The organism is Ensifer sp. GW823-FHT05D09, assembly GCF_058795755.1.
Window position 1 is genome coordinate 49,559 of record NZ_JBXAIA010000004.1, and the last position, 21,588, is coordinate 71,146.

Below are 21,588 nucleotides of genomic sequence, written 5' to 3' on the forward strand. Positions count from 1 at the left end.
CTGGTCGATGACGCCGGCGCCGGACGCCCTCGCGCCTCTCACCCCGCTGTCAATAGTACGGCGAGATGCATGCTTGTCGGGGGCCGTGATAGGGCTGGAACGTGTTGTCGAAGGCCCTGTAGGAGCGATATCGTGCGTAGCACCAGCGCGTGTGTGTGCCGCCGCCATAATAGACTTGACGGGAATAGCGTGGCGCATAATAGCGCGGCCGATAATAGGTCCGCCCGTAGTAGTCGGGTTCGTAGTAGCTCGGGCCGTAATACCGGGGTTGCGCCAACAGGCCGCCGATAACGGCGCCAGCGGCAAGCCCCCCTAACGCCCAGGCCCAGTCGTCGCCACCGTGATGATGACCATTGTAGTAGCCACCGTGATAACCGCCATATCGGCGGTATTGAACCGGTTGAGCTTGCGGCGCTTCAATCTTCGGCGCAGAAAGAACGGGAAATGCCCTGGCTGGCGCAGCGCATGTCAGCCCAGTGACAAGCGACAGAGCAACGATTGCAAACCTTTGCATTGTCTTCACCTTTCCTCTGTAGCGCTGCAAGTCGAACTCGGCACGCTAGAAACACTGCAGCCCTTTCGATACCCTCATAATTGTACTCCAAAACCGATTGGAGTTGAGAATTTATGCATCGGCGAAAACCACCCATCGCGCTTGCCTGACGACGGCTGCGCGCACGCTTTTGCGCGCGCCGTGCCCAGCCCACGGTGTTCGTCATCGCCGTAGCCGGCGGGCGCTACAAGCTGCGGCGCAGGTTTCCATCCGATGCATTTGAGCGGGAGATGCTCAGGTCGCGCATCGCCGGGATTGGCGTCGATCCAAGAGACTAGAGAGGCAACAGCATAAATACAAATGAGTGCGTTTGGGTGCTTCAGCGATCCGCTGAACGCATAGTTTGCGGGGGGATAGCCACCTCCCATTAAACGAAGTTCGTCTAGGCTCCCTTTGGGCAGCAGCCCCACCCCGCCCCCCGCTTAACACCGCTGAGGGCTAATCGTGTCGCGGGATGAAGCGGGTGACCACCTCCAACATTGTACGTCTTGAAACACCTCAGCGAGGCGATGCCGGTCTTGCTCTCATCTGCGACCTGCGAACACACATGGGGCACTTTTTGCGGAGGGCCTGATCCGGACGTCAGACCTATGGGAAGGTCACAATCGTCCCAGTCGACCCGTTATGTGAACTCGTAGCAGCCGGGCTCAAGGTTGGTGCACGGCATCGCGCGGACCTTCAACCCCGGCTCCATCGGAGTTTGGCTTGGCCGTTGGCTCACCGAGCCGAACGATGCGACCAGCCCGCATAAAGACTTTCTTGCCTGTCATCGCTCACGTTCTCCCTCGATCGCCCAGTATTTGCCGGCGCCCTTCTGCTCGGTCTTCTCGAGGATCATGTCGATGATCGTCCCACACACCCCAAGCCTACAATCTCGCGCCGGCTGGGGTCTTCAGTGCTTCAAGATTTGACCGAGGAAAAGCTTCGTCCGCTCGTGCCTGGGATTGGAGAAAAACTCGTCCGGCTTTGCTTCTTCAACAATCTGCCCGGCGTTCATGAATATCACACGATCAGCGACCGCCCGTGCGAACCCCATCTCGTGGGTGACGCAGACCATGGTCATCCCGTCCTTGGCGAGACCGGTCATGGTTTCGAGCACTTCCGACACCATTTCAGGGTCAAGGGCCGAGGTGGGCTCGTCGAACAACATCACTGCCGGCTGCATGCAGAGTGAGCGAGCAATCGCCACGCGTTGCTGCTGACCGCCCGAGAGCTGGACCGGGAACTTGTTTGCCTGTTCAGGAATACGAACCCGGTCAAGGTACTTCAGTGCCCGTGCCCGCGCCTCTGCCTCCGGCACGCCACTGATCCACATCGGCCCAACCATGCAGTTCATCAGCACTGTCATGTGCGGAAACAGATTGAAATGCTGGAACACCATGCCGACATTGCGCCGCACGTGCGAGATATTGCGCATCTTGGCATGCAGGTGGATACCGTCGACGACGATATCGCCTTGCTGATGCGCCTCCAGCCTATTGAAGCAGCGGATCAACGTCGATTTTCCGGATCCGGACGGGCCGCAAATCACGATGCGCTCGCCCTTGCGGACCGTCAGGTTGATATCGGTCAGCACTTGAAAGGCACCGTACCATTTGGAAACGTTCCTGACTTCGATGATGGTTTCAACACTCATCTGACCTTGCTCCTGGCATAGTGGCGTTCGATGCGGGACTGAATGAGCTCAAGGCAGATGGACATGATCCAGTAGAGCATGGCGGCTGAGATCAGCATTTCCATGTGCTGGAAGGTTTTCTGGCCAAGCGTGCGGGCAAGAAACATCAGTTCCCAGACGCCAATCACCGAGACGAGCGAGCTGTCTTTCAGCATCGAGATGAACTGGTTTCCGGTTGGGGGAATAATGACCGGCAACGCCTGCGGAAGGATGATCTTGCGCATGGTCAGCCCGAAGCCGAAGCCGATCGACCTTGAGGCCTCCCACTGGCCGCGGTCGATGCTCTGTATGCCTGAGCGGAAGATCTCTGTCATGTAAGCGCCGTAGCAGAGCGAAAGCGCCAGGATACCGGCCGGAACGGCATCGATGATGATGCCGAGCTGAGGCAGACCCAGATAGATCAGATAGACCTGCATCAGGAGCGGCAGTCCTCGAAAGAACGATGTGTAGAAGCTTGCGATCGCATAGGCAAAACCGTTGGTCGACAACTTGGCCACCGCGCCAAGGATTGCGATGAGCGAGGCGATAGCGATCGAGATCGCCGACACATAGACGGTCGTCACGAGACCCTGGGCGATCAGAAAAGGCAGCTTCTGTTCGATGAACGGCAGGCTGAGGTGAAAGGTCTGGAAGAAGGCGAGGAACAGCGCGAGAAGCTCGAGCCATACAATGGCGATCTGGACCCTGAGGCTGACAAAGCCGATCAGAACGATGTTGAGGCAGAAGAGCGCTGCGATCACGAGGGCGATGGCGAAACGGCCGTAGAAACCGCTCTGCAAAGGTTCGCCTATCACCGGGCGCATGAGTTCTCCCATTGTCGTCCCGGTCAGATTGAAGGCGGTGAAGACGATCAGGGCGGCGGCGAACACCGTCGCTACGAACCGCGGGTTGTGGACGAGTACTTCGGACTCGACTGTATCCGGATAAAGCATCTTAGTCCCTCTGGACAAAAAGGCGCTCCGGACGACCGGTGCGCCAGATGTGGGAAGGGTTACTTCGCGACGGTGTAGTCTACGCCGTACCACTTCTCGGACAATTTGCTCAGCGTGCCGTCGCTCTGCATCGCCTTGATCGCTTCGGCGATCTTGTCGTTCAGTTCCTTGTCGCCGTGCTCGATGGCAACGGCGAGCGGCTCATAGAAGACGGGATCGCCGATCTGCTTGATCGGATAGCCTGCCTTGATGGCGTCGCGGATGCTCGGCAGAGACGACACCACCGCGTCGAGGCGAACGCCGTCACCAAGGCGCAGGTCGTCGAAGGCTGTTGACGAGTTGGCGTAGGATTTCACTTCCGTCGGCTTGAACACGTATTCGAAAGCCGGCGCACCGGCGGCATCGAGCGTCAGCTCTTGCTTGGCGTAGGCCTCGAAGGTGGACGTCGCTGTCGTTCCGACGACCTTGCCGTCCAGATCGATCAGCGTCACTGCAACGCTATCCTTGTGAACCGCGACCGCAGCCGGCGTGTAATAGTAGACGGCGGGGAAGTCGAAGATCTTGGCCCGTTCCTTGGTTGGCGTCATCGAGCCAATGTGCATGTCCCAACGGCCCTGCCAGTTGCCGGCTGTGATGATGTCCCAGCCCGGGGTGACGAACTCGACGCCGACACCCAGTCGCTTTGCGACTTCCTTGGCGACATCGACGTCGAAGCCGTCCATCTCGTTCTTGTCGTTCATGAAGGACTGCGGCGCCCAGCTGGCGTCGGTCGCAACCTTCAGGTTTTTTGCGTCGAGCACGCGGTCGAGTACGGCACCTGCATGGGCCGGAAGAGCCGCGAGCGAAATGGCAAGCGAGGCCGCCGCCGCAGTCAGTTTAGTGAAAGTGTTCATGCTGTCGTTCCCTCTTTTGTCGTTCTGGGTTTCCGGCAGGGTCCTCTTCCTGCCATCGGGTTGATCTTGAGTTCTCAAGGCCCCTCCGTCTTCCGGCGATATGAGGCAGCGCGGAGCCGCCCCTTCCTAGAAACAGTGGAAGTCAGCACTCGCCTTTCTGGTCCATCTCGTCACGGACACTGCGTGCGACCCTGAAGGCCTCGACGCCCGCGGGAATGCCGCAATAGATCGCGATCTGGACGAGCGCCGCGCGAAGCTCTTCGTCGGTCAGGCCGTTGCGGATCGCCCCGCGGAAATGGATGCCGAATTCATGCATGCGGTTGAGCGCGGCGAGCATTCCAAGGTTGAGCAGGCTTCGGCTCTTCAGATCGAGCCTCTCGTCCGTCCAAGCGGTGCCCCAGCAATACTCGTTCAGCAGATCTTGGAAGGGGCGCGAGAAAACATCGCTGTTTTTGATCGCCCGATCGACGTAGTCGTCACCGAGCACCTTGCGCCGGATGGTTTCTCCCCTTCTCTGCAGCGCCTCATCCATTGACCGTCACTCCCTGGCTCAGAAATTCACCCATCAGATCCGCTATGACGTGGGGCGCTTCGATCAGGATCGAATGGCGCAAGCCTGGCAGGATCCGAAGCTCGGACCTGGGAATGCGCTCGTGCATGTAACGGGCCATGCGCGGATTGGAGCCGGCATCGTCCTCGCCGGTGGCGATCAGCGTCGGGCACCGGATCTGGTCGAGAAATCCGCCGAAATCCGTCTCTGCCAGCACCCGGTAAGCAGAGGCATAGCAATCCGGATCGTTTTGGGCGTCGCGCGACCTGAGCCTAGCGATGACCTCGGGGTTTCGCTCCTGGAAGCCCTCCGTCAGCCAGCGCGACAGCGATGCATTGTGGTGATCCGCAGGGGTCCCGGCTCTGAGCGCTGCAAGGCGCTCAAGAACGCGCTCGCGCTCGAACGGCGTGCGACCGGCGACGGTCGACAGAAGAACCAGGCGGCGCAGTCGCTGAAGGTGGGTCAGAGCCAGGCGCTGGGCAATCAGGCCACCCAGCGAGAAGCCGGCGAGATTGAAGGTGGGAAAGCCCGCCCGGTCGGCAAGCGTCAACGTCTCGTTGACGAAGTCGTCGATCTCGTATCGCCCGGTCACCCGGCTTGATTGGCCGTGGCCGCGCAGATCGAAGGTCAGGATCGTGAACCGATCCTTCAGCCGCTCGACCACGCCCGACCACGCCTCCAGATAGGATCCGACGCCGTGAATGCAGACAAGCGGCTCGCCGTCCCCGTCGATGCGGTAGTTGAGCGTTACCTCGCCGATCGTGTGACGCTGCATCCCTGCCATCATCAGCGTCCCACCGCGACGCGCTTCTGCTCATTTTCGCGGGCTGCGAAGAAGGGCATGATTTCGGTGATGAACAGCTCAAGCGTGCGCTTCTGCAATTCGAAGGGCAGGTTGAAGGTCAGGCCAAGGCAATATTGATCGACGCCGGCGGCCTCGTAGGCGAGCAGCTTCTCGATCGCCTCGTCCGGAGTCCCGAACATCAGGTTCTTGCGGATATTTTCCGGATTGTAGTTATCCTTGCCCTTGACCGCTTCGTAAGGCACGGCTTCGGGGAACCCGTCGTGTACCGCGCCAATGTTCTGCATCAGGTTTTCGAAGGCGCGGCCGTAGTCCATGCTGTGCTTGACGGCGAGTTCCCAACCATCCGGCCTGTCGTAGACGCAGGTCCGGCGCTGCATCATGAAGCGCGGCCGCGGCACTTCCGGGTGGTCAGCGACCGCCTTGCGGAACTTGTCGGACAGTACCTGAATTTCTGCGGCTGGCGCAGAGAGCGGCGTTGACAGGATGCTGGCGCCGTTGGCGACCGCCCAGTCGAAGGTTCCAGGATCGCGCGCCGCCACCCAGATTGGCGGATGGGGTTGCTGCAGGGGCTTTGGCACCGCCGCAGTGACCGGAAAATTCCAGTATTGCCCCTCATGCGCATAGTCGCCGGACCAGAGCTTTTTAACCGCCGGCACGATCTCCTTCATGTAGGCGACGCCTTCCTGCTGCGGCATGCCTCCTGCCATGCGGTCGAACTCGTATTGGTAGGAACCGCGCGCGATACCGAACTCCAGGCGACCATTGGTCAGGTGGTCGCAAAGCGCCGACTCGCCTGCGAGCCGGATCGGGTTCCAGTAGGGTGCCACCAGCGTGGATGTGCCCAACCGGATGCGATCGGTGTGCTGGGCAAGCCAGACCAGCGTCTGGAACGGGTTCGGCGAGATCGTGCATTCAAGCGTATGGTGTTCAGCCGTCCAGAGGGCCTCGAAACCACCTTCGTCGGCAATTCGCGCGAGCTGAAGCAGGTTGCTTTTCACCCGCTCCATCGGCACGTCCGGTGAGAAGCGTTCCATCGTGAGGGAGACTGCGAACTTCATGGTTTCTGCCTTTCCTGTGCCCGTGCTTCTGCTGTTATTTCAGGCGAATGATGAAGGGGTCCTGCATGGCGCCGGAGTAGTCGACGATGACGTTCTTCAGCCGCGAGAACTCGTGCATGACCTCGAAGCCGCCGCGCCGGCCGTAGCCACTTTCCTTGAAGCCGCCGTTGGCGGACATGAACGAGGCGGAGCGATAGGTGTTGATCCAGACCGTGCCGGCGTCGATCCGGTTGGCGAAACGCAGCGCCCGATCGATGTCCTTGGTCCAGATGCCGGAGGCCAGGCCATAACGCGTGTCGTTGGCAAGCTCGATCATCTCCTCCTCGTCACGGAACGGCATGACACCGACCACCGGGCCGAACAGTTCGTCACGCATGAAGGTCATGTCGTTTTGCGCATCGATCATGACGGTCGGCTCGAAGTACCAGCCTCCCTCGGCAAGCCCTTCCCTCTCAGGGCGACGGCCGCCGGTTGCGATCTTCGCCCCTTCCTTGACGCCGGACACGACGTATCCCTCCACCTTCGAGAGCTGGTCGGCGAGCGCCAGCGGACCGATATCCGTGTCGTCGACCGTCGGCAGGCCGACGCGGATGCGTTCGGTCCTGGCAACGAGCGCATCGATGAACTTGCCGTAGACGCGCGCCTCGACGAAGCATCGTGAACCGGCCACGCAGGTCTGACCGGCCGCGGCAAAGACACCAGAGACGACGCCGTTCACAGCGTGCTCGATGTCAACGTCACCGAAGACCACATTGGGAGACTTGCCGCCGAGCTCCATCGAGCAGGGAACAAGGTTCTCGGCCGCATTTCCAGCGATGCGCCGGCCAGTGGCCGTGCTGCCCGTAAAGACATACTTAGCGACACCGGGATGACGGGTCAGCGCCTCGCCGGCGCTTTTTCCCGTACCCGTCACGATATTGACGACACCGGCCGGGAAGCCCGCATCGTGGATCAATTCAGCAAGCGCCAGCGTCGAGACCGTTGCGTGTTCCGAGGGCTTGATGACGACGGTGTTGCCGATCGCAAGGCTAGGCGCCAGCGTGCCGGTCAAGAGCATCAGCGGCGAGTTCCACGGCGTGATCATGCCGACGACGCCCAAGGGCTCGCGAAGATTGAAGTTCAACGTATCGAGCCGGTTGATCGGGATCGTTTCGCCCTGCAGCTTGTCGGCCATTCCGGCGAAGTAGTAGTAGCTGTCGGGCATGGCGCGCATCTGCGCCCGGGTTTCCTTGAGCAGCTTGCCATTGTCGCGCGTCTCGATTTCAGCGAGCGTATCGGCGTTGGCGCGGACGAGTTCGGCAAGCCGGCGCATCAGCGCGCCGCGATCGGTCTGTGTCATGCGCCGCCAGTCCGGGTTGCGAAAGGCGGCGTTGGCGGCGGCCACGGCGGCCTCGACATCATCAGCATCCGCCGCGGCAAAGTGATACCAGGGCTCACCCGTCGTCGGATCGAAGCTAGGTATGTACTTGCCGTTCTTCGGCGCCACGAACTGCCCGCCGATAAACAGGGGCTGGCGCGAGCCTTCAATGGAACTGACTGTCGTTTTCATGTCATTGTCCTTGGTCTTGGGAGGCCTGAAGCCAGGCACGGGCTTCACCGTCGATCATCGCGACGCGGCCGCCGTCATTGCTATCCATGTAGATGCCAAAGCGTCCCGCCTGCCGCTCACGCACATAGCGCCGCAGCATGGATCGCAGTTCGTGGGTGCCGATCGCGTCGTAAGGCAGATCGTCGAGAGAAAAGAACCGGAGATCACCGGGCACATTTGTCCCCTCACCGGCGAGCCGCGCGCGGTAGACGAGATAGCCAGGATCGCTGTCGGCGACGTCGAAGACGGAGTAGAGGAAGGTCTCCTCCGGCACGAGACTAAGCGCATCGCCACCATCGACGACGAGCTGGCTATCCGCCTTGCGACGCCGCGCCGAGGGCAACACCCATCCCCCCTTGCCGTCCGCGCGCAGCAACAGGCGATCACCCGCTTCGATCAGGTAGCCGATGATCATTCCATGAGAAGCAAGCCAGCCGTTCGGCAGCGGATCCTTGACGCTCGCATAGCGGCCGCGACAGAAACCGAGCGGCGCGGTCGGGCTCGTCCCGAAAGCACGCACCTGGCCGATCAGAACCGCATGGTCGCCGGCATCGACCGTGCTGAAGGTGGTGCAGTCGAACCAGGTCAGGCTATCGGTCAGCACCGGCGCGCCTGTGTGAATGTTGTCGTGCGTCACCGACTGGAATTTGTCTTGCGCCTTGGAGGCAAAGGTACCGGAGACGTCGACCTGTCCCTCGTGCAGTATGTTGACTGCAAAACATCCCGCTCTGGTGAAGGCCTGGTAGCTCGATGCAGACTTCGCGACGCAGACCAGAAGCAACGGCGGATCGAGTGAGACGGAGGTAAAGGAGTTCGCCGTCATGCCGCGAGGCATGCCATCCTCGTCGCGGGTCGTGATAACAGTGACACCGGTCACGAAAGTCCCGAAGGCGCGGCGCAGCGCAATGGGATCTATCGGCGTGTCCGTCGATGCATCTTCGATCACCATGCGTTCGTACCTCCTCTCGATCACATTGAGAGGAGGCTATCGTGGCGATCACGGCTGTTCTTCCGTGACTTCATAGGAAGAGATCGAGAACTTCTTCACCGATCCCTAGCAGGGCAACGGAAGCCAAAAAACAGCATGGCGACCCTATCGCAAGGGGTACTTCAGCGGGATGAGAAATATCAGGCGCGTGCCGAGGAACGGTTGTCGATGACACCGTGCAGGCGAAGGGCGAGTTCGACGGCAAATCGCTTTTCCGGCGTCTCGATATCGATGCCGAAGAGTTCCTGAATCCGCGTCAGGCGGTAGCGCAGCGTGGTGACGTGCAGACCCATCGTATCTGCGCAGGCCTGGCTACGGCACCCCTCCTGCAGATAGATCGACAAGGTCTCGAGATAGGGCGTTCCGTTTTCGCGATCGTGGTCGGCGATCGCGCCGATGCTTTCTTGGACGAAGCCGCGCACATCGCCCGCGTCGCAGGCTGCTACCAGCATCGGAAGGGGACCGAAATCCTGGGCCGATATCGCCCCGTTCAAGCCGAAGGAGCGACCGATCCCGATCATGCGCGTGCAACGCTCCCAGGCGGCAGGATAGTCACCAAGCGTGGAGCAACGATTGCCGACCACTACGATCGGTTCCTCGTCGAAGTAACGACCGAGTTCTTCGGCAATGCGGCGCGTGAGCTTCGCCATACGCTCCTGTCGCTTGCCGGTTTCCGGCGGAACCAGGCAAACCACTCCGCCGTCGATGGCAACAAGGTTCGCTTGCATCGACGCCTGCTGCAGGATGCGTGATAGCGTGTGCTCGACATCGACGGACGCGCCGCCGAACGCCTTGGTCTTTTCCGGGAAATCGACGACGATCATCTGCTGCGGGGCGGCGAAACTGAACCCCAGACGCTGCGCACGCTGGGATATGTCGTTCGCGTTGCGCCAACGCCCTTCGACCACCTCGAAGAAGAGCTCGGTCTGCGTCCGTGTCTCGAAACGGAAGCGAATAAAGCTGCGCATCATCTGCACGCTCAGCGCAAACTTGGCGCTGTCGAGCATCAGGAGGTCGAGTTCGCTGAACTCCCGCAATGTCGGAAAGATGATCAGCGCCCCGACGAGCTGCATATCGACCATCAGCCCCTCGATACGCGCGCTGATCCGGAAACGCTGCTTGCCGTCATCCAGAAACAGGCTCGTTCCCTCGGTCGTCCCCTTCTCGACAGCGTCACGCGCTGCTTTCATCAGCGGCCGGGCAAGGACGGTCGAGGCCGCTTCCTGCCAACCAGCATCGTCGAACAAGGTCACATTCGGCGACTTGCCCGCCATGACCTGGTTCGCGGTGAAATCGACGACGACCGTCGGATTGGGAAGCATCGTTCCAACCATGGCCGAGAGCGACGAAACCGAACCGTCGGTCAGCACATGTTCCAGAAGCGACGTATGCGCCTTCAGTGCGCGCTCCAAACGCTGGGCCGAGACCTTCTGCGCTTCCAGCTGATGTTCGCGCTCGACGGCGACGGCGCCCAGGTGAATAATCGTGCCGAGAAAAGCGAGATCGTCCTCGGTAACATCCGTCACCTGCCTTGCGATGACGCTCAGGACCATCGGCCGGCCTTCCGCATCGCTGCAGTTCATCGGCATGACGAGAACGGTGCGGTAGTCGCGCTCGAAGGCTTCCTTGCGGTAGCCTGGAAACTCGGCGGTTTCGCGCGCGTCGCGGATGTAGACGGGTTCGTTTCGTTGCAGCGCGATCAGGGACGGACTTGTCGCCAGTTCCCATTTGTCGGGCAGCGCCCGCTGGATCAACGTCGGATCGTAGCGCACGATGACATGCGCATAACCATGAGCGGCATCGATGCCCATGATCGACCCCAGAGACCAGTTCGCATGGCGACAGGCGGCCGCAATGAGCTGCTGCAGCACTGTCTGAAGATCGCCGCCACTGTTGATCTGACTGGCGACGTCGCGGAGCGCCAGTATCCGGGACTTCTGATCCAAGTCGTCTCGCCTCTTGACATTCATCAAGCAACCATGCGCGTGCCGAAGGCCAAAGTCTACTCTGCTTCGTTGAAGCCGCTGCGCACATCATCCGACGAAACGTAGGAAGCGTCATTCGGCGATCCCGCTAGGGTGCGAGACAATCCCAACAAACAGCAACGGCACATCCCATGACGATCGGCATTCGAAAATTCTACACTTTCCTGGAAGAAACATTGGTGGAAGGCGGCAAGGCAGCGCCCCGTCCCGTCAATATCGTCGTGGTCGCGGCGGTGATCCACAACCCCTGGGCCGGCCGCGGATTTGTCGAAGACCTCAGGCCAGAAATCATTCGCATTGCCAGTGAGCTCAGCCACGAAATGACGAGCCGGCTGCTTCGGCAAATGGAGCCCGAGCGGATCGAGGCTTGCGGCAAGGCAGCTGCAGTCGGCGTTAACGGTGAAATCGAGCACGCCTCGGCGATGATCCATACGCTGCGCTTCGGCAATCCCTTCCGCGAGGCGATCGGCGGTACGAACTATCTAGAATTCGCGAACACCCGCAACGCAGCGGGCGCGCTGCTTTGCCTGCCGATGATGCACAAGAGCGAGAGCGGCAAACGATCGCATTTCCTGACGGCCAATTTCCAGATCGCCGACGCGCCGGGTCCCGATGAGATCATCGTTGCAATCGGTGCCTCAGACAGCGGCCGCGCCCATGCCCGCATTGCCGACCGCTTCCAGGACATCGCCGAAATGGATGCCGAAAAGGCCGCGCTGCGCGCCAAGGTCTGAAGTGAGCTGACAGGCAAGTTGCGTGGGAGTTTATGATGAGGCTTGATGCGACCGACCTGCGCATTCTCGATGCCATCCAGCGAGACGGCCGCATCACCAAACTTGCGCTCGCCGATAAGGCGGGCCTGTCTCCCACGGCCTGCTGGATGCGGCTGCGCAAGTTCGAAAAGGCTGGCATTATCAGCGGCTATCATGCGCATGTGGCATTGCGGCGGCTGGCCCCGGTTGCAAGCTTATTGGTGGAGCTGACGCTCGCCAACCACCGCCAGGCTGACTTCGACCGGTTTGAACGAGCCGTCCGCGACGTTCCAGAAATCGTCTGCTGCTGGTCGGTTGGCGGCGGCGTCGACTACATCCTGAAAATCGTCGCCGCCGACATCGACGCCTATCAGCGCATGATCGATGCGCTGCTTGACCGCGAGCTCGGCATCGCTCGCTATTTCACCTACATCGTTACCAAGACGGTCAAGGAAGAACCCGTACTTCCCTTGGCTATGCTGGTGGACGAGGCCTAGAACGGGTCGTAGGCACACGCACCATTGATGAAGACAGTGACATGTCAACGCCGTTTGAGAACGCCCACCTCGCCGAGCGCGGGGCAAAGCGCGGCCGCGGCCCTGTCTATTGATCATGATGGACACCCCGACGTTACGATCCCCAGTGGTCGGCACGCAGGAATAGGTGCAATCACCTCTCTGGAGATGCCGGGGAATTTTATATTGTAGAAAATTACCAATCTGTTTTACTGCGGCTCGCTGCTTGGCTTTTCGGGGGATATTGCCGATGGAATGCACCCGCAGGGATATTATGCTTGGTGGTCTAGCCCTGCTAAGCGCCGGCGCAATCCAAAAACCGGTCTTCGCTGCGGCGACGTCCTATTTTTCCGGCTCTGCAGTCGACAATGGCGTGACCTACCGAAGCACGAATTTCGCCAAGATCGACAGGAAATGGCAGCGTCAGGTCGTCAAATATTTCAGCACCGAGCCGATCGGCACGGTCGTTGTCGATACAAGGCACCATTTTCTCTATCTGATCATGGAGAACAAGACTGCCATCCGTTATGGCGTCGGCGTCGGGCGCGAGGGCTTCAAATGGTATGGCCGCGCTACGATCGACCGCAAATCGCTCTGGCCGCGCTGGACACCGCCGCCGGAAATGCGCGAACGTCACCCCGAACTGCCTGAGTTCGTTGACGGGGGCTCGCCGAAGAACCCGCTTGGCCCGCGCGCCATGTACCTGCTTCGTGATGGTATCGACACCGGCTATCGCTTCCACGGGACGTTGGAGCCGGGTAGTATCGGCAAGGATGCCTCCAGCGGCTGCATTCGCATGTTCAACGAAGATGCGATTGATCTTTATCAGCGCTGCCCGATCGGCACCGCCGTTCAGGTCCTGCCACACATTGCCGACAAGGCCCCCGAGGTCAGTCAAGCAACTCCGGTCGCAACCCCCGTCGAATGAGGAACACCGCCCTGATGCCCGCTATGCCTGGCTATATGAGGCTGCTTTCTGCTGCGGCCATTCTCCTGACGCTGACCGCCTGCAACACCACCGAGATTGCTGCGGTCGAAGAACCAGCCGCGGTGCCGATGACCGGAAGAACCGACGATCCGGCTCCCGGCTTCGAGACTGTCTCGGCCGGCAGCGAGGAGGATTTCATCCTCAATGTCGGCCGCCGAACCTATTTCACGCAGGATTCGGCCGCGCTCGACCCCGTCGCCAAGGCAACTCTGGACAAGCAGGCGACCTGGCTCAACAGCAATCCGCGCTGGCTGGTCAAGCTGCAGGGCTTCTCCGACGACAGCGGCTCCGCCTCGAAGATGGCGGATCTATCGCAGCAGCGCGCCGATGTCGCGATGGCCTATCTTGCCTCGAAGGGCGTTGACCCCAGCCGCATGTGGGCCAAGGGCTATGGCAACGACCGCGAGGTGCGCGACTGCGCGGAGCGTTCCTGCAAGGTGCAGAATCGGCGCGTGGTCTCAAATCTTCGCACAGAACGGGACACACTCTGAAAGGCGGGTGTCCAGGAGGTGTCGCCTTATTAACTACCTTAGTAGAGAGGCAAAGGTACTACCGGCAAACCCCCACGGCTCATTCCCGGAGCGAGAGGCGTCCTGATCACTAATACGGCGACACACATTCCTGGCGTGGTCCATAATAGGGCTGGAAGGTGTTGTCGTAGGCTCTGTATGACCGATACCGGTCAAAGCACCATTCGACATGCGCTGATGGCGCGTTGGAATAGACCCTGCGGGGAGGTGAGGCGATCGCACCACCGATAACCACTCCAACTCCGAAAGCAGCGAGAGGGTACCACCACCCGTCACTGTGTCGACGATACCCGTCCCGACGGTAACGGTAACCCTGGTGGCCATTGTAATAGCCGTATCGCGGGCCCACATCGTAACGATAGCCATTGTACCCCCGTGAGCGCGGCGGGCCACCGTAGTGACCTGGCTTGTGGTGGACAAACTCGACGGACTGAGAGAGAGACTTGCCGCCCGTAACAGGAGACATAGGCACGGCCTGAGCCGAGACCGCCGACAATGCCGTAGCGGCTGCTACGAATATTGTACCTATTGTTTTCATGACTTCACCCAAAAGCTTCCTGCTAAGAGATGTCTGTGATTAGTACGCGCCACTAACGGGCTGCGCGTGGAATTCAGGCTGACTTCCGATGGTGAACAGAGCGAAGCCGCTTACCCAATCACTTAGCGCCAAGAATATCGCGTGCCATAGGACCTCAGTCCTATGGCCGCCCCGCAAAGGTCCTATATGCCGCTCGAGCCGGTCGGCTCTACGAGGGTGGAGGCGATCTCGCTTGGTTGCGCCGAATTCGGGCGGGATCCGGAGATTTCAGTGCGGAGCCTACGCCCGCATATCGACAACGTCGCGACGGGATTGTCCTCACTTCGTGGGTTTCTCGTACATGTATTCGCGCTCGCTTCGTGAAGTGCTCGGTGCCGTTACATAGTATCGGGAACTATATGCAAATCTGCGCTCCCTCAATCAGAAGTACTATAACTTTAGTGATAGGAAACCATCCAATTCTCTATTTGAGGACGTTGCGCCACTTGGTGACTTCGGCGCACAACGTGGAGCCAATCTCCAGCCCTGACGAGGGAGCGATCCTGGCGGTGCATGTCGACCCGTCGAGCCTGCACAAGCTGACCCGTGGTGGCCCTGACTGGACACATAGTTCCCCCGGTAGAGGCACTCGGCCCATCGACGATGATCCCTGACGGCGAGGCGGCGGTGCTCGTCGATGTCGGCAGCGGTTGTTGCAGGCGCCGCTCGGCGGCCGGGCTGCAAGCGTATCCGCGGTGAGCCGCCACTGAACTTTGGAGTTAAACGAAGCTTCGCCAGACCATCGTCTGAAAGGCCCGCAGACTAGGGTCGCCCCCCCATGCGACTGAAGTCTGGCCATGGAACGGCCAGAGGGTAGCGACTGGCTGGTTGGTGACAAACGCCTGTCAGAAAAAGTCGTCGGCCGACTGGAGCAGTCTCATCTCGTCGAAGAGAGCTTCGTGCGTGGCGAGCCGTTGCTGACGATCGTTGGACAGGCGATCAAGGTTCGGCCGCAAAAGTGTTCTCGCGTGCGATTGCTGCCAGCCGAATGAAAGGTGGCCTCCATGCAGAACTTGTCTCCCTCGGAGAAGAGATTGGTTGCAGCTCCAACACGCGTATGAGATGAAGCGTGGCAGCGAAATAGCTTGTCCTGCAGGAACATCCTCGCGATCGGAGCGATGATAGCGGCGATGCGGGTTGAAGCAACCAATAGCCCGGCTCCTTCGAAGCCCCCATTCGCGGGTAATGCCTCATCGGGCCAGTCGTGAAATGGCGCGCAGACGCTGCCTCAGAAGTCAGTACAGCATCCGAGCTCGGCGTTGCGCTCAGCCGAGGCGCGGGCAACCAGGCCTATTGGCAAATGCCACGGTCACGAACCGCCCACGTCGCTCACCGTCAACAACGATCTGTCGGCGTGTTACCGCCTGGATTTCAGGATCTCGTACACCAAGTCGCGATGCGCGACGAAGCGCCTGCCGTTCGCTACAACCCGGCCGCTCATATTCCTCGTCGTAGTATCGGCGGTCTCGGTCTTGATCGCGGAACTGCATGTCCGATCGCCCATCCGGACCGATATAGAGATCCAATGATTGCGCCGATGACGTCGATGAAAGGAGAAAGGGCGCCCACTGCCAGCAGGCCCGCTGCCAGAAAATTGTGAAGGGACTTTCGCATGTCCGCCTCCTCAGTAAAGTTCAATTGACCATTGAGAACTGAACGATGAAGGACCGGTAAGGTTCCCGATATCTCTGGCGCTTCGTTCCCCGTCGCAAAGACTGGGAACGCAAATCTCGTCGACCGCGTGAGCAGCCGCTCCGGTCAACGCCTTTCTTCCGCCTTTTCCCGCGCTAAATCCTAGATGCAACAACAGCGCCGGCAGGAAATGAACAATTCCTCAGACAACTCAAATCGGACCGATGAGCAAAATGCCGCCTCCGGCGCCGAACCAGAACACCTTGGAGTGTCCGTTGAGGCAGGTCTCAGCTCCAATGACGACAGAACAGAAAACGGGTCTTCTCCGCAACGAGGTGCGGATATCACGGCGCCGCATCCTTTGGCGTTCACGGAAAGCAAGCTCGCGCTTCGCCATCTCGCATCTGCATTTCGACGTGATCTCGGCACGATCGGACGACATTTCGAGACAGTTTCATCCGCGCTGATCAACACGATCAAATCGGCAGCGAGCGCTCTGGGCGCACGAATGCCGCACGGTATGAAGTTGAAGGCGGCGACCACGCTGTCTTCCGTGACCAGAGGCATACCCGGTGCGATAGGCGCCATCACCACGCCGGTATGGTTTCGTTCCCTGCGAGCTCCGCTACGGTCATGGAAGGTCGGTATTGCGACGGTGCTGCTGAGCGTCTTGATCTTGGCGATCGGAACGATGACGTGGGCACTGAAGGACGTGCCCTGGAGAGAAATCGCCGATGGCTCTCTGAAGCCGATTGTGGTCCTTGAAGCCGCTGACGGCAATCCGATCGTAAGGCAAGGCCCCTTCCAGGGTCGCTACGCCCGATACGAGGAATTCCCCGTACATTTGCTCGATGCAGTGCTTTCAACCGAAGATCGCCGGTTCATGGATCACTACGGCGTCGACGCTAGAGGGATCATGCGGGCGATACTCAGAAACTTCCAGGCCGGCACGGTCGTCCAGGGCGGCAGCACCATTACCCAGCAGCTCATCAAACTGCAGTATCTTGAAAGCGATCGTACGCTGAAGCGCAAACTGCAGGAGTTGGTCGTCGCATTCTGGCTCGAGTGGAAGCTGGGCAAGCGCGAGATCCTGACGCGGTACCTGAATTCCGTTTACCTTGGGGCAGGCGCGACGGGAATGCCGGCGGCGGCGCGGATCTACTTCAACAAGGATATCGCCGCACTCAGCGTGCAGGAGGCCGCCATGCTTGCCGGTCTCCTGAAGGCGCCGAGCCAATTGAATCCGATCGACAATTTTGACGCCGCACGTGAACGGACGGCAACGGTCCTGGACGCGATGGTGACAAACGGAAAGTTGGGGTCAGAGGACGCGATCGCCGCGAAAGCAGAATTTGCTGAGTTGCACCCAACCAGCCCGACCCCGCGCCTGGGCAGCTGGTTCGCAGACTGGATCTCACCCCAGGCCGGCGAAATTGCGGGAGCCTCTCCAGGTTTGACAACAGTGCGCACGACGCTGGTACCCCACCTTCAACAGCTCGCCGAGGAGGTGGTGGCCCGCAATCTTGACAAGGACGGGAAAGCGGTAGGTGCGTCGCAGGCAGCGCTTGTGGCGATGACGCCGGATGGAGCGGTGGTCGCCATGGTCGGTGGACGAGACTACAAGATCAGCCAGTTCAATCGCGCCGTCTCCGCCAAGCGGCAGCCCGGCTCAACATTCAAGCTATTCGTCTTTTATGCAGCCCTCAAGAACGGGCTTACCCTGGGTGATAGGGTCTTCGATGGTCCGATTGAAATCGACGGTTGGTCGCCGCAAAACTCGACCGGCCGCTACCGCGGTTGGGTGACACTTGCCGAAGCCTTCGCCCGATCCTTGAATGGCGCGACCGTCGCGCTGGCGCAGGACGTGGGCGTCGAGAATGTTATCGCCGCCGCGAGGGACCTTGGTATCGACGCTCCACTTAATCCGGTGCCGGCATTGGCGCTTGGATCATCCGAAGTCAATTTGCTTGATCTGACGGGCGCCTATGCCTCGATCCGTCTTGGCAAATCTCCTGTCGAACCTTGGGGCGTCATCGACTTTCAGGCGTCCGGCCAAACCAGGGCCTTCCGCGTCGGGCCGCTGGTTCCGGCAACTATCGATCTCGCCTCCTACCAACAGGACTTGGTGAGCCTACTGCAGCTCGTGGTCGAGCGCGGCACTGGCCAAGACGCTTCGCCGGGCGCATTTGCTGCCGGAAAGACGGGCACCAGCCAGAACAACCGCGATGCCTGGTTTGTAGGTTTTACGGAGGATCTCGTTGCGGGCGTCTGGGTCGGCAACGATGACGATACACCAATGAAGGGCGTGACCGGTGGAGCGCTTCCGGCACGCATCTGGCGGGACTTCATGCATGCGGCTATGTCGCAACCGGCACAGCCGATTGATCCGGAGACCGGGCTCATGACAAGCCAAAGAACGCCTGCGGCATCCTGCAACATCAGAGCTTGCGCCCGGAGTTATCGATCGTTTCGGGCTTCCGATTGCACCTACCAACCCTATCGGGGAGAGCGACGGCTGTGTGAGAGGTAACGGCCAGGTTGCCACTTGGCCTGGACCCATTCTGTACCAAATACGCTCTACGCAACCCAGACCCGATCCTGACATCGACACCCCTCACCTTCCTGCCCTGGAAATTGCGGTTCTGCTGTTCGAGCGTCCAAACGGGCGCGAGCCGAACGCCAAGGCCCGCCGAGCCGGGCAGGCCATTGGCGTTAAAGTTGAAGGTCAGACATAAAGCGTCGCATCTGAGCGGCAAATCGCTGGCATCGGGCTGGACTCTGTCAGGCACCATCGAAGGATACTCGCGCGCTGTTGCGAAGTCAGTGCTCAACGGGTCGCTGTGGGCGCGCATTCGCAGTCACATGAAATCATTTGCTACTGCCACTTCGGGACTACGCTAAGCGCAGCAACGGCTGCCTCTACCATCAGATCAACCTTGATCGAGTGATCGCCAAGAGTGCGCTGGCACCCAATGCTGCAACTAGGCTTGGGTGCTCGGCAGAACGGTGTCGGCAATCAGATGTGGAGCTCACCAGGTTGCTCCGGTTGAAACCGAGGCGAGACGTCGTAAATGGGTCCTGTTATGCAGATACATTTTGCGATGTTCTGAGATTTGCTCGGCCCGCGCGCAATTCCATCCGGTGACCCTCCCTCACTTTACGCGTCCCCCTCCAAGCATGTCACCCGCGAGTCCCTAAGGACGAGTTCCGGCCCCACCGCTTCGCGATCTATCGCGAGATCAGCCAAATCCGCCTGCGACACCCTTCCACTTCCAGCTCTATTTGTCGGTCGATCCGAACAACAACATCGCCAACACTTGACGCATCCGCACACTGCAATACCTTCCGTGAAGGGGGGAACAAGTATGCTCAATGAAACAGTTGATCAAAGTAACGTCGAGGACGTCATTGAGCCTGGCACCCGCTGGCTTGTGCCACAAAGCGTCGCGATAGAGATCCTTCATCCTTCGTTGCTTACAGCGCTCGAGCAACGAGGCGATACGAATGACTTTCAGGGCTTTATCACGCGGATCTACGACATGCCGCACGATATTGCGAATGGCTCCTTTCACATTGCCGTCAATCTGACAACGTCTGAGGCCGTGGGGGTGCACACCGTCAGTATGGTACTGGGCGAGAAGTATCGCGAAGAAATCGAGCTTGCGATCGGACCAATCTGGCTCGATGCCGGCGGAGAAAACGAGGCGGCGGCGGAACTCTACGAAATTCTGAAAGATGTCGGACGCCTCGCCTGAACTCCATCATGAAATGTGAGCGGTCCCGCGGAACTCGCAGAGTGCGCGCATCTCGTGTCCGCGTCGCCGGATAGTCTGGCTGATCACAACAATCACTTGATCGCTCACTTGCCAGCTTTGTGGTGCCTGCTGCCTGTGCTGCGGCACTTCGCATCTCTCAAGATACACAACCACCACTAGCCGATTGTCGTCGTAGCATTGGCGAACGCTTGAACAAACCACCCTTGCGTGACGAACAAGACTGACACATGGGCCTGAGAGAGTTGAAATGAAAGGCGCTGTTTTCGCGCACGTAGACGCAAAAAATCTGCTCCTGCGCGAGCCCGCGCTATGAAACGCTGACGTGAGCAAGCAGCAGCCCGCCGCGAAATATGAAATGGAAAAGGGCGGACATTGCCGCCCTTGTTATTACTATGCGGCTTTGGAGCGCGCCGAGGTCCTGTTAATCGATGTGACGGCCAAATTGGTGAGCTTGTTGTTGGTCGCCTTCTCCTGGTCGAGGATCTCGCTCAAAAGTTTGTGCGCCTCATCATGGCCGAGGTCCTTTGCCCATTCGCGAAGCGAACCATAGCGGGCGATCTCATAGTGTTCGACAGCTTGGCAAGCAGCCAGAAGACCGGCGTCAAGTGCCGTCCCTTCAGCCTCTTTCATCAAGCCGTCGGCCTCCTTGATCAGACCTTCGATGGCATCGCATTTTTCGCCGGATGCCGTCTTGCCGATTGACTTGAAGACCTGCTCCAACTTCTTAATCTGCTCTTTCGTTTCCGAAAGGTGGTCCTCGGCTGCCTTCTTCAGTTCGGCGCTGTTTGCGGCCTTGGCGACCTTTGGAAGCGCCTTGGTGATGGCGTTCTCGGCAAAATAGACGTCCTGCAGCGTGTGTTCGAAAATATCAGCCAGCGATTTCATAAACGTTCTCCCTTGATTGTATGCAGGGGAGAAAGCATCCAAATGCGAAATCGTTCCAGTTCGCCGGTCTAAAATGCTGTGCGCCAGGGCGACGGGGGGCAAACCGGAGCAATGCCAGAACGCCGAGCCCCAGTTGTCCACCACGACAACTGGGGCTCGGCGAATATCGGCTAAGGTCTACCTGGTTGGCCAACCGGCCTGTTAATCCACGGTCGGGGGAGGAAGCGTGTCGCGGATCTGGTCTATCTTGCCAACCTCGGGTCCAACTCCAAGAATATCCTTGGCTTCGTCAAGCACCTCATCGGTAACGATGCCATCCTTCGTGAAGCTGGCCAGCGCATCGCGCAATGCCTCGTCGCTGAGAGCCGGGTCACTTGGGATGGCGTCGACGCCGTTCTCCGCTTCGAACTCGGCGTAGGCCATCGCGTACGCAGAAACCGCAGCCATACGCGGATCGTTCGAGTTGATATAGGCGTGATAGTTGCGGTTCAGCGAGCGTAGCCCCGGAGTGCCGACGCCGGCACCGACCGGTTCCGCCTTGGCCAGCTTGTCCGCTTTGGCAGGTTTTCTTGTTGTCTCGGGTGATTTGTCGCGTGTGAAGAACGACTTCAACGTCGACTTGTCGCTGGCTTTGCTGGACCGGGCGTCCTTGTTTGCGCGCGCGGCTTCCGATTTCCCATGGCTGGAACCTGAGCCCCCGCCGTGGCTGCCGCCATTTCCGTTGCCGCTCCCACCACCTCCACCGCCACCGGAATTGCCATGGCCGTCCTTGGCAAGGGCAGTGCCCGGCGCGCCGACCATCCCGCCCACCGGAAGAGTTACGGCCAAACTCAGCGCCACGACGCCACGAGCGATTGCTTTGTTGAAAACCATTAGAATTCCTCCTAGGATCGCCGCGGCACAGGG

At 59.9% G+C, this 21,588-nt stretch carries 20 protein-coding genes; 7 read left to right on the forward strand and 13 right to left on the reverse strand.

The genetic code is table 11. The features are described from left to right. Window positions 1-49: 49 nt before the first annotated feature. The 10 genes from AC1Q80_RS14440 to AC1Q80_RS14485 all read right to left on the reverse strand — a co-directional run bounded on the left by AC1Q80_RS14440 (window position 50) and on the right by AC1Q80_RS14485 (window position 10,988). The gene (locus AC1Q80_RS14440) at window positions 50-514 is read right to left on the reverse strand and encodes a BA14K family protein (protein WP_173422097.1); all 465 of its coding nucleotides are present in this window, start codon (window positions 512-514) and stop codon (window positions 50-52) included. A gap of 931 nt (window positions 515-1,445) precedes the next feature. After that, window positions 1,446-2,189 (reverse strand): amino acid ABC transporter ATP-binding protein, encoded by a 744-nt coding sequence (locus AC1Q80_RS14445; protein WP_492360845.1) that lies wholly within the window; start codon window positions 2,187-2,189, stop codon window positions 1,446-1,448. Next, complete coding sequence (locus AC1Q80_RS14450; protein WP_492360846.1) at window positions 2,186-3,160, reverse strand: amino acid ABC transporter permease; 975 nt, start codon at window positions 3,158-3,160, stop codon at window positions 2,186-2,188. The genes AC1Q80_RS14445 and AC1Q80_RS14450 overlap by 4 nt, the downstream gene beginning before the upstream one ends. Window positions 3,161-3,219: 59 nt before the next feature. Continuing rightward, window positions 3,220-4,053, reverse strand: coding sequence for a transporter substrate-binding domain-containing protein (locus AC1Q80_RS14455; protein WP_492360847.1), 834 nt, complete (start codon window positions 4,051-4,053; stop codon window positions 3,220-3,222). A gap of 142 nt (window positions 4,054-4,195) precedes the next feature. Then, entirely contained in the window at window positions 4,196-4,585 is a 390-nt protein-coding gene (locus AC1Q80_RS14460) for a carboxymuconolactone decarboxylase family protein (RefSeq protein ID WP_492360848.1), read from the reverse strand. Further along, window positions 4,578-5,387, reverse strand: a complete 810-nt coding sequence (locus AC1Q80_RS14465; RefSeq protein WP_492361067.1) for an alpha/beta fold hydrolase — start codon at window positions 5,385-5,387, stop codon at window positions 4,578-4,580. Before AC1Q80_RS14465 ends, AC1Q80_RS14460 begins: the two co-directional genes overlap by 8 nt. 2 nt (window positions 5,388-5,389) lie before the next feature. Further along, window positions 5,390-6,466 (reverse strand): LLM class flavin-dependent oxidoreductase, encoded by a 1,077-nt coding sequence (locus AC1Q80_RS14470; protein WP_492360849.1) that lies wholly within the window; start codon window positions 6,464-6,466, stop codon window positions 5,390-5,392. A 34-nt stretch (window positions 6,467-6,500) separates the two neighbouring features. After that, window positions 6,501-8,015 (reverse strand): aldehyde dehydrogenase, encoded by a 1,515-nt coding sequence (locus AC1Q80_RS14475; RefSeq protein ID WP_492360850.1) that lies wholly within the window; start codon window positions 8,013-8,015, stop codon window positions 6,501-6,503. 1 nt (window position 8,016) lies between these two features. Next, on the reverse strand, window positions 8,017-9,003 hold the full coding sequence (locus tag AC1Q80_RS14480) for a flavin reductase (RefSeq protein WP_492360851.1): 987 nt from the start codon (window positions 9,001-9,003) through the stop codon (window positions 8,017-8,019). Window positions 9,004-9,182: 179 nt separating this feature from the next. After that, on the reverse strand, window positions 9,183-10,988 hold the full coding sequence (locus AC1Q80_RS14485) for a helix-turn-helix domain-containing protein (protein ID WP_173422106.1): 1,806 nt from the start codon (window positions 10,986-10,988) through the stop codon (window positions 9,183-9,185). 170 nt (window positions 10,989-11,158) lie between these two features. Here AC1Q80_RS14485 and AC1Q80_RS14490 point away from each other — a divergent pair, with 170 nt between their 5' ends. The 4 genes from AC1Q80_RS14490 to AC1Q80_RS14505 all read left to right on the forward strand — a co-directional run bounded on the left by AC1Q80_RS14490 (window position 11,159) and on the right by AC1Q80_RS14505 (window position 13,773). Continuing rightward, window positions 11,159-11,761, forward strand: coding sequence for an amino acid synthesis family protein (locus AC1Q80_RS14490; protein WP_173422107.1), 603 nt, complete (start codon window positions 11,159-11,161; stop codon window positions 11,759-11,761). A 35-nt stretch (window positions 11,762-11,796) separates the two neighbouring features. Then, a complete protein-coding gene (locus AC1Q80_RS14495) occupies window positions 11,797-12,276 on the forward strand; it encodes an Lrp/AsnC family transcriptional regulator (protein WP_492361068.1) in 480 nt (159 codons plus the stop codon). 268 nt (window positions 12,277-12,544) lie between these two features. Further along, window positions 12,545-13,222, forward strand: a complete 678-nt coding sequence (locus AC1Q80_RS14500) for a L,D-transpeptidase (protein ID WP_492360852.1) — start codon at window positions 12,545-12,547, stop codon at window positions 13,220-13,222. Next, window positions 13,219-13,773: an OmpA family protein gene (locus AC1Q80_RS14505; protein WP_492360853.1), complete on the forward strand. Its 555-nt coding sequence runs from the start codon at window positions 13,219-13,221 to the stop codon at window positions 13,771-13,773. Before AC1Q80_RS14500 ends, AC1Q80_RS14505 begins: the two co-directional genes overlap by 4 nt. A 109-nt stretch (window positions 13,774-13,882) precedes the next feature. Here AC1Q80_RS14505 and AC1Q80_RS14510 read toward each other — a convergent pair whose 3' ends face one another. Then, window positions 13,883-14,350 (reverse strand): BA14K family protein, encoded by a 468-nt coding sequence (locus AC1Q80_RS14510; RefSeq protein WP_492361069.1) that lies wholly within the window; start codon window positions 14,348-14,350, stop codon window positions 13,883-13,885. An 836-nt stretch (window positions 14,351-15,186) separates the two neighbouring features. On the opposite strand from AC1Q80_RS14510, the gene AC1Q80_RS14515 reads away from it, so the two are divergent. From AC1Q80_RS14515 to AC1Q80_RS14525, 3 genes are all read left to right on the forward strand, one after another. Beyond that, on the forward strand, window positions 15,187-15,381 hold the full coding sequence (locus tag AC1Q80_RS14515) for a hypothetical protein (protein ID WP_492360854.1): 195 nt from the start codon (window positions 15,187-15,189) through the stop codon (window positions 15,379-15,381). Window positions 15,382-16,712: 1,331 nt separating this feature from the next. Beyond that, window positions 16,713-18,551, forward strand: a complete 1,839-nt coding sequence (locus tag AC1Q80_RS14520) for a PBP1A family penicillin-binding protein (protein ID WP_492361070.1) — start codon at window positions 16,713-16,715, stop codon at window positions 18,549-18,551. Between the two features lie 835 nt (window positions 18,552-19,386). Further along, entirely contained in the window at window positions 19,387-19,776 is a 390-nt protein-coding gene (locus tag AC1Q80_RS14525) for a hypothetical protein (protein WP_492360855.1), read from the forward strand. A 411-nt stretch (window positions 19,777-20,187) separates the two neighbouring features. Here the strand turns inward: AC1Q80_RS14525 and AC1Q80_RS14530 are convergent, their stop codons facing one another. Both AC1Q80_RS14530 and AC1Q80_RS14535 read right to left on the reverse strand, forming a co-directional pair. Continuing rightward, on the reverse strand, window positions 20,188-20,682 hold the full coding sequence (locus AC1Q80_RS14530; RefSeq protein WP_492361071.1) for a YciE/YciF ferroxidase family protein: 495 nt from the start codon (window positions 20,680-20,682) through the stop codon (window positions 20,188-20,190). Between the two features lie 201 nt (window positions 20,683-20,883). Beyond that, window positions 20,884-21,555, reverse strand: a complete 672-nt coding sequence (locus tag AC1Q80_RS14535; protein WP_492360856.1) for a hypothetical protein — start codon at window positions 21,553-21,555, stop codon at window positions 20,884-20,886. Between the last annotated feature and the right edge of the window lie 33 nt (window positions 21,556-21,588).